8 protein-coding genes and 1 riboswitch are annotated in these 8753 nt (G+C 41.8%); all 8 genes read right to left on the bottom strand.

What is annotated here, in order from left to right:
- Window positions 1–166 precede the first annotated feature (166 nt).
- The 8 genes from V7654_RS18300 to V7654_RS18265 all read right to left on the bottom strand — a co-directional run bounded on the left by V7654_RS18300 (window position 167) and on the right by V7654_RS18265 (window position 8614).
- Window positions 167–1426 carry a DUF445 domain-containing protein gene (locus tag V7654_RS18300; protein WP_335432172.1) on the bottom strand — a complete coding sequence of 420 codons (1260 nt, stop codon included), beginning with the start codon at window positions 1424–1426 and terminating at the stop codon, window positions 167–169.
- Window positions 1427–1618: 192 nt separating this feature from the next.
- On the bottom strand, window positions 1619–2446 hold the full coding sequence (locus tag V7654_RS18295) for a MetQ/NlpA family ABC transporter substrate-binding protein (protein ID WP_335432170.1): 828 nt from the start codon (window positions 2444–2446) through the stop codon (window positions 1619–1621).
- A gap of 27 nt (window positions 2447–2473) precedes the next feature.
- Complete coding sequence (locus V7654_RS18290) at window positions 2474–3139, bottom strand: methionine ABC transporter permease (RefSeq protein ID WP_335432299.1); 666 nt, start codon at window positions 3137–3139, stop codon at window positions 2474–2476.
- Window positions 3129–4142: a methionine ABC transporter ATP-binding protein gene (locus V7654_RS18285; RefSeq protein WP_335432168.1), complete on the bottom strand. Its 1014-nt coding sequence runs from the start codon at window positions 4140–4142 to the stop codon at window positions 3129–3131. The genes V7654_RS18290 and V7654_RS18285 overlap by 11 nt, the downstream gene beginning before the upstream one ends.
- A gap of 119 nt (window positions 4143–4261) precedes the next feature.
- Window positions 4262–4366, bottom strand: a riboswitch (SAM riboswitch).
- Window positions 4367–4568: 202 nt separating this feature from the next.
- Window positions 4569–5099, bottom strand: a complete 531-nt coding sequence (locus V7654_RS18280; protein WP_335432165.1) for a chromate transporter — start codon at window positions 5097–5099, stop codon at window positions 4569–4571.
- Complete coding sequence (locus V7654_RS18275; protein WP_335432164.1) at window positions 5096–5668, bottom strand: chromate transporter; 573 nt, start codon at window positions 5666–5668, stop codon at window positions 5096–5098. Before V7654_RS18275 ends, V7654_RS18280 begins: the two co-directional genes overlap by 4 nt.
- 287 nt (window positions 5669–5955) lie before the next feature.
- On the bottom strand, window positions 5956–7611 hold the full coding sequence (locus V7654_RS18270; RefSeq protein ID WP_335432162.1) for a methyl-accepting chemotaxis protein: 1656 nt from the start codon (window positions 7609–7611) through the stop codon (window positions 5956–5958).
- A gap of 22 nt (window positions 7612–7633) precedes the next feature.
- Window positions 7634–8614 (bottom strand): BMP family lipoprotein, encoded by a 981-nt coding sequence (locus V7654_RS18265; RefSeq protein WP_335432161.1) that lies wholly within the window; start codon window positions 8612–8614, stop codon window positions 7634–7636.
- Window positions 8615–8753: the final 139 nt, after the last annotated feature.

Below are 8753 nucleotides of genomic sequence, written 5' to 3'. Positions count from 1 at the left end.
CCGCGGAAAGCGAAGCGCCTGGAACGGAAATCAACAGACCTGTTTTACTACCCACCCAAGATAAAAAACTGTAGACAAGCTCTCTTTAATCGAGTTTGTCTACAGTCTGAGCTTGGTCAGCAACCAAGCCTTTTTTCATGAGGAACATCGAGTGTCTGCCGTTTTTTTACATAATAAGAAGTTTAAAGATCGTTAGTCCTATCCCAATCAGGAAGCCGCAAACTGCACCGTTGACCCTGATCCACTGCAGGTCTTTTCCGATATTGTTTTCCATCATGTCGATCAATGTTTCTGTATCGAGTTTGTCGAGATTTTCCCTAACTAGCTTGCCAATCTTTGAATGGTTCCTTTCAATCAGTCCAGCAAGTTTTGTATGAAGCCATCTCTCAATGCCTGCCACTTTTTCAGGATCATTCTTAATCTCATCGATGAATTTGTTCACAATAGGAATTACGTGGTCATCAACAAAGCTCTCTTTTTCAATAAAAGAGATTGCACGTTCCTTGAACTTTGCGAGCACGTCTTTGATTTGGTTTGAAATCTCCAACTCTTCCACCATTTTATTTTTCCAGCTTTGGATTTCTAACATTATCGCTTCTCGTTCATCAATGCTTCCAAGCTCTTTGCGAACCTTCTCAAGAATCATGTGCCTGTATCGATTGTCACTTTGTTTAAGGTTGTTCATTCTCTTTAAAATGAAAGACTGCAGCATATTGCCGATTTTCTCTTCGGTGATCATATTGCTGAAGGATTGAATCGCGAATTTTAACAATCCGTCTGCCTGGGTAGTCTCAATTGCCTGTTTGCCAAGCTTGCCGAGGACCATTTTCGCTTCCTCTTTGGATGCCCATTTTTCAGTCTCTGCGAGCATATAGTTAAATGCGGCTTCATCATATTGCTTAGCTAACACATGACTTGAAGCTTTTTGCAAAAGCACTGAGACATCAGCTGTTAACAGGAAGTCTTTGATCTCCTTTTCAATGGAAGGAGCGAATTTTTCCACATCAACTTTGTTTGCAATCTCAAGGCTGAAGGATTGAATGTTTTTTTTCACGGACTCTGAATGCAGTTCTTTTTCGACTGTCTCAAAAATTTTATCCAGAATGTGAATCTGCGTGAATTTATCCATGATGCTCTCTTTAGTGAGCCAATCATTCTCGAGCATATTGATTAATGACTGTGTCACCTTTTCACGATTTTTAGGCAGGAGTGCCGTATGCGGAATCGGGATGCCCATTGGATGCCTGAAAAGGGCTGTTACAGCGAACCAGTCAGCAAGTCCGCCTACAAGGCCTGCTTCGAATCCCCCCATTAACAGCTTTCCGATTAATGATTCCTGAAACGGAATCGCTGCGAGGAAACCCACTCCCATAATTGCCAGCGATATAGCTGCCAAGTGTCTTGATCTCTTATCTCGTCTATTCATAATTCTCCCTCTGTAACCATTTATGTTTTTTTCAGGTAGCATAACAAAAAGAAATCTCTGTTAATATATTAACCAATTTATAGGGGAGAGCGCTATAAAAATGAACAAGTCCCATGAAACTCTGAATTCTCTTCAGGTATCATGGGACTTTATCATGGATAAAAATAGATCACATTCAGAATAAGAATCAGCCTATTCCATCCACTCAGGCTTTCCGAAGCCTTTAAACTCTTCATCAATTACTTTTTCAAATTCTGCTGATTCTACAACTTCTTTTATATCCTTTGCAAATTGTGCATTTTCGTCTTTTGTATTAATGACAACACGATTGCGGTACTGGTCAGGCATTTTTTCAAGCTGCAGAGCATCAAGCAGATTCATTTTTGCTGCTAGTGCAAAGTTTCCTGGAACGGCAGAAAGATCTACACTCTCTACTGCTCTTGGCAGCTGTGCTGCTTCAATTGGCTTGAACTGCAGATTCTTGACGTTATCTTTTACATCCTTTTCAGAAACAGTAAGTGGATCAGCGTTCGGATCAAGAGTGATCAAACCAGCGTCTTCTAGAATCAGAAAGGCACGGGCAGCATTTGTTGGGTCATTTGGAATTGCGATGGCAGAGCCCTCTGATACCTCATCAAGTGAATTGAATTTCTTTGAATAGATTCCCATTGGAGCTGTTGGGACGACAATAACTTCAGATAATTCAAGGTCATGCTCTTTTGCGAAATTCTCCATATACACTTTGTGCTGGAATAGGTTTGCATCAAGGTCCCCTTTTGATAAAGCTAAGTTAGGCTGGATGTAATCGCTGAATTCCACAACTTTCACTTCATATCCTTTTTTCTCAAGCAATGGTTTGATTGCTTTGGAAACCATATCACTGTAAGGGCCAGAAGTCGCTCCAAATGTGACTTCCTTCTTGTCTTCCTTCGTATCTCCGTTTGAAGCTGAATCGCTGCTGCATGCTGCAAGCAATCCGATTGTTAAGAATAAAACGACTGAATAAATAAGCTTTTTCATTTAAAATAACCCCCATTTTTTTATCTTTTATCTTTTATCTACTAATCTTGCAATCCTGTCCCCGCCGAACTGAATCAGCTGGACCAGGCAAATTAGAATAATAACCGTAGTAATCATGATGGTATTGTCATATCGGTAGTAGCCGAAACGGATTGCAAGGTCGCCAACTCCGCCGCCGCCAACAATCCCTGCCATTGCTGAGTAGGCAACAAGACTGATGATCGTAATGGTCACTCCCTGGACAATTCCCGGACGGGCTTCTGGGATAAGTACATCTTTTATAATCATCCACGGTGTTGCACCTGTTGCAACTGCTGCCTCGATTACCCCTTTATCGATTTCCCGGAAGCTTTGCTCTACTATTCTTGCAAAGAAAGGAATGGCTGCGACCGATAAGGAAACAGATGCTGCTGTTGGCCCAATTGTAGTGCCGGCAATTAAGTTAGCCAGCGGCAGCAGGGCGATCAGCAGGATGATAAATGGAACTGAACGAAGCATATTTACGATGAAGCCTGCGATATTTTTAAAAATTTGATTCTCCAGGAATAAGCCTTTATCTGTGACAAATAACAGCACCCCCGTTGGCAGCCCAATGACGATCGCCACAACGATAGATATTCCGACCATATAAATCGTTTCAAAGAATGCTTTATTCAATTCCGGCAGCAGGGAAACCAGGCTCTCAGGCAGCATCATGAATCACCTCCAGATTTTTTGTTCTTGATGCGATATAGTCTATAGCGCGGTCAAGTTCGTTCTTGTCACCTGCAACCTCCATGATAAAAATCCCAAGCGGAATCTCCTGTATGTATTCAATCTTTCCATGAAGGATATTGCCTCTTACTTTGAATTTTTGGAACACATCAGAAATGACGGATTGCTCAGCAATCGCACCCTGGAAGTAAATTTTAATGATCTTTCCCTGACGCTCCTCAAGCAGCCTTTCCGGAAGATCAAACTGAAGGATCGAGTTGACAAAGTCCTTTGTCAGTGGCTGCTGCGGGTTGGCAAACACATCATACACATTTCCTTCTTCGATGATTTTTCCATCCTGCATGACAGCCATCCTGTCACAAATCGACTTGACTACTTCCATTTCGTGAGTGATGAGGACGATTGTGATTCCTAATTCAGTATTTATCTTTTTTAACAATGCTAAAATCGATCTTGTTGTGCTTGGGTCCAATGCTGAAGTAGCTTCATCACACAGCAGGACTGAAGGATTGTTCGCAAGTGCCCTGGCAATCCCCACGCGCTGTTTTTGACCCCCGGACAATTGTGCAGGATATACATCTTTTTTATCCGAAAGGCCAACCATATCCAGTAATTCTATTACTCTTTCATTTATCTTGGTTTTTGGAGTGCCTGCTGCTTTTAGGGCAAAAGCGATATTTTCACTTACCGTTTTAGCACTGACGAGGTGGAAATGCTGAAAAATCATACCTATTTTCAGACGCGCTTTGCGCAGGTCACTTTTATTTAAGGAAGTAAGCTCCACACCGTCGATAATCACTTCCCCCGACGTCGGCTTTTCAAGGAGATTTAAGCATCTGAGCAAGGAACTTTTTCCTGCTCCGCTGTAGCCGACGATTCCATAAATCTCACCCTTATTCACCCTTAACGATACATGGTCAACACCTGTTACAGTTCCACTTTTCGTTTCATACACCTTGACCAATTTACTAACTTCTATCATGTATTGCCCCCCTATCAAAACGTCCTTATTCGCCTGGTATCTCTGTAGCAACAATTCGTATCTCTAAACGAAAAAATGCCTCTTTCATTCACAGAAAGAGGCATCGTAAAAATCTATACGACTTATCTCTCAGAATGAAATCATTCTGTAGGAAGTGGCACCGTTCCTAAAAGGAGGTTGCCGGACGTCATAGGGCCTAATCCCTCGGTCACTCTTGATAAGTAACTTATTTAATTTGATAATTGAAATCATAAAACCTTCTGATTTGTTTGTCAATATAGTATTTTGATATTCAAACCCATGATACCGCTTTCATTGTTGCGGGAGTAAGCTAGATTTTTTTTTTGCGCATTAATGCATTTCCTCTCCCTTTTTGCCAAATTCAGTAAAAATAAAATATGAAAAATGTATAAGAAAAACCCTTGTTTAAGATAAAACAAGGGCTCCGTATACGAGCGCTCCTGCTATGACATATGCAGGGTGCACTTTCATTTTTTCCATAAGCAAAAAGCTCAGGCCGCCGATTAGTCCTGTCTGCAGCAGTCCGACCCCTTCATAGGAAGAGAAAAAGAAATCATATGTCATGACCCCAAGTAAAACGGCAATGACTGGACGGACGACGAGGGTAAGACGCTTTACTCTCTGAGAATCCTTAAATTTCATTAACAGGCCGAGCAACCCGATCATTAAGATCAAGGAAGGAGCAACTGAAGCAAATACTCCGACAGCCGCACCGAGGATTCCTCCCTCCGAATAGCCAATATAACCGGCCATTTTCGTTGCGATTGGTCCTGGCAGGGCATTGCCCATCGCGAGCACTTCACTGAATTCATTAACCGTCATCCAGTCGTAGCGGTCAACTACTTCATTTTCAATTAACGGAATGGAGGCCGGACCTCCGCCGTAGCCTAAAATCCCAGGGATAAAGAAGGCCAAAAAAATTTTAAAATAAATCATCGCTGCTCTCCTCCTGCTTTTTCATTTTTAGAAGAAGAGTCCTTCTTAAGCAAGGCGCCTATTAATAAAACAAAAATTAAAATTCCTGGGTGTACGTGTAGGAATTGCATAAGCAGTAAGCTTCCAGCCAGCGCAATCGCTGTCCATTTCCAACCGAGCTTGGAGGTTCCGGATTTTTTTACGAAATCCCATGTCAGAACAGCAAGCATCACAGCAACTACTGGTCCCACAGCCTGGGCCATGCCGCTTACCCATGGTTCATCCTTATAGGCATTCAGGCCGGTCAGAAGAAGGATCATCAAAATAATGGTTGGTATAATTGTCGCTGCCAGTGCATTAATCATTCCCAGGACGCCGGCTACACGGAAGCCGATATATCCTGCCAACTTCGTCGCGATCGGTCCCGGCAGGGCATTTGCTAACGCAAGAATGTCGCTGAATTCATCGGCTTCCATCCATTTATATTTTTCTACGACTTCCTTATGTACAAGTGGGATTGAGGATGGCCCTCCTCCGTAGCCGAGGATTCCTACTCGAAAAAACGCTAAAAATATATCTGCCTGTTTCATGTCCCTTCACCATCCTTTTCTGCATTAAAGCTTAAATGCTGTGTTTCTATTAATTTTTTCTTCAATTTTAATTAAAAAATTCTGTTAAACTTACCTGTTGATTTCCTCTCCAGTGCACCTTTTCCGTGGTCAGTCCTGAAGCCTCCTCGGCGTTATCCCGAGTTTCCCGAAGTTGTCTCGCTCATTCTGAGTTAATCAACATAGTGCCAAAATCAATAAATCAATATTGAGCTTTCTCTTTGCCAAATAAAAAAGTATCACAGCATTCTAGCCGTGATACTTACATTTTACCTTTTAAATTTAAATACGGAAACCGAAATATTCAAATCATTTGTCAGCTTGCGGAGGTCGGTTACTTTTTTGGAAAGATTTCCGAAGGCTGAGAGCTGTTCTGCAGTTGAAGCTGATATCTCCTCGCTGCCTGCAGCTGTTTGTTCCACAACTGCACTGATGGACTCCACATTATAAAGAACTCTTGCACCCAATTCTTTTGATGCTTCCATCCCCTGGACAAGCTGATTGATTTTTATTGAGATTCCTTCTACCTTTGTTTCAATATTTTCAAATGCAGCCATTGTTAATTCCATTGACTCCATCTGCTCTTCAGCGATCATACCACCTGTATTAACGGCTGCAGCAATATCTTCAAGCCCATCCTTCAACAGGTTGACCATTTCAAAGATCTGAGCTGTTGCCACATTTGATTCTTCTGCAAGCTTCCTGACCTCCTGAGCCACAACCGCGAACCCTTTCCCTGCATCCCCTGCCCTTGCAGCTTCAATCGCCGCATTTAGAGCCAGCAGATTTGTCTGCGCTGCAATTGAGGATACAGATGTAGCCATAACCTCAATTTTTGCAGCATAGCCTACGAACTGTTCAGTTGCTTCTTTAATAGAATGAGAGGCATTATTATTTTCAGTAATCAGTATTTTTTGTCCGTCAATCACTTTCCGCCCTTCACCTATTGCCTCAACCGCCTCCTGGCTGTAGTGTGAAGATGCCTGTGAACGATCCAGATTATGCATGATTTCCTTATCCATATCTTCAATGAGCTGTACAGATTGCTGCAGATCCTCTGACACAGTCTGTGCTCCGGCGGACAATTCATCTGTGGATACCGCCACCTGATTGGAGATTTCCGTCAGGGAGTAATTTTCGCGCTCTATTTCCTCTGCGAATACCTCTACTTCCTTGCTAGCCATATTAACCTTTTGAAGCAAAGAAGTCAGCTGAAAGGTCATCTGATCAAAAGAATCGTTTAATGTCCCTAACTCGTCCTTATGCCTATACGGCACTTTCTCAATCATTAGGTTTCCCTTGGCAATTTCTTGAGCGTTCAAAGCAATTTGCTTCAATGGTTTCGTAATAGAATTTGTCAGCCTTAATCCAATTCCCCCTGCTGTCACAACGAGAATGAAGCTGCCCACAATCGCTGTAAGGATAATGAACTGAATCTGATTCTTCAAATCTCTTTGTAAAAATTCATAGTGTTCATTTACCATAATATTGAGCAAGTGCAGATCATTCAACACACCCTCGCTTCGAAGAGATTGCCTTTTTACCTCAGCAGTTAATTTCCCTTCAAGTGCAGCATTTGCTTCTTCTTGCAGGATCGTAAACTTCCCATATGCTTTTTCTAAAACCTGTTTGCTCTCTTCCTGTTTAATCAGGCTATCTGCTTTTTTAAAGTTTTCAGATGTATTTTCCATTAGTTTAATGGCTTCCTGCCTGTTTCCCTCGGTTGGATTGAAGGAAAAATTGCTCAGCGATTGTTTGGCAGCTGAGGTTTCAGCCTGAAGATTTTGGACCGTTAATAGCACTTTAACGTAATCTTGATTCGATGTCTGGACTATCAGCATCCTGTAAATAATAAATAGAATCATCACGATGGCCAGCCCAATTGGCAATAACAAATTAAGTAATAATTTCTTTTTTATGGTCATGTTAGCTCCCCCGGTTGCAGTTTTAATCTAACTTGATTGAAATTTCATTTCTGGATAGCTTTCCTTCCAGATCTCTCAGACTTTTTTCTTGATCAGGGGTGAGTTTAATGACCCTGACTGGGGCAAGGCCGACTCCCTTTTCATTCATGCCAAGCTCAATTTGCTTTACAGAAAGCTGCTTTTCAGCTTTAAACTCCTTCACTGTTTCATAAAGGGCCACATCCACATTTTTCAACATAGAGGTGATGATCGCCTTTTCGGCAAAAAAGTATTGATCACTGTCTACACCAATGGCAAGTTTTTTCTTGGCCTGAGCTTCCTTCAAGACACCAATACCAGTGAAACCTGCTGCAGCATAAAGGACATCGGCTCTCTCATCAATCATGCCAGCAGCAATTTTTCCTCCGAGTTCTGCATTCCCAAAATCATTTGCGAATGCGACCTTCACTGTTGCAGAAGGGTTAACCGCTTTAACGCCTTGTTCAAATCCCGCCTTGAATTTCCTGATAAGCGGAACATCGGCTCCCCCAACGAAACCAACCACTTTTGATTTAGTCGTCATTCCCGCAATAGCACCTGCAAGGAAGCTTCCTTGTTCTTCTTTAAAAGTAATCGATGTGATATTATCCATTTCAGATACAGAATCCACTAGTATGAATTGCTGTTCAGGATATTTTTTCGCTACCTTTTCAAGATCTTCCAGAACCATGAATCCCAGGCCAATAACTATATCGTTCCCTGCTTCCACAAGCTCTGTAAAACCTTTTTCATAAGTGCCAACCGTTTGTACTTCCCTGTAATCAAAAATAATGTCTAGTTCGTCTCTGGCTTTGGCAAGACCGGCAAAGGCTGAGTCACTAAAAGATTGATCCCCCAGTCCGACGTCAGACAACATAATACCAATTTTAACCCTATCCTTTTCAATCTTTTCTGTGGATGAACAGCCCGTAAGAGTACCGCTCAATAAAATCACAATCAAAATCAAATTTATTATCCGTTGCATCTTGTTGCTCTCCTTCAGGTAAGTGAATTTTTTGTGTATGTAATTCATCGACCTAAAAAAATCTTTATTAATGCTTTTAGTTAATGTCTATCTTTTGTAAATTTTCTAAAATATAGGATAAGAAAAGCGTAAGCGCCTT

Origin of the sequence: Bacillus sp. JJ1609 (genome assembly GCF_036967045.1) — a bacterium.
GTDB lineage: Bacteria > Bacillota > Bacilli > Bacillales > Cytobacillaceae > Mesobacillus.
This window is presented reverse-complemented; position numbering and strand designations above follow the sequence as displayed.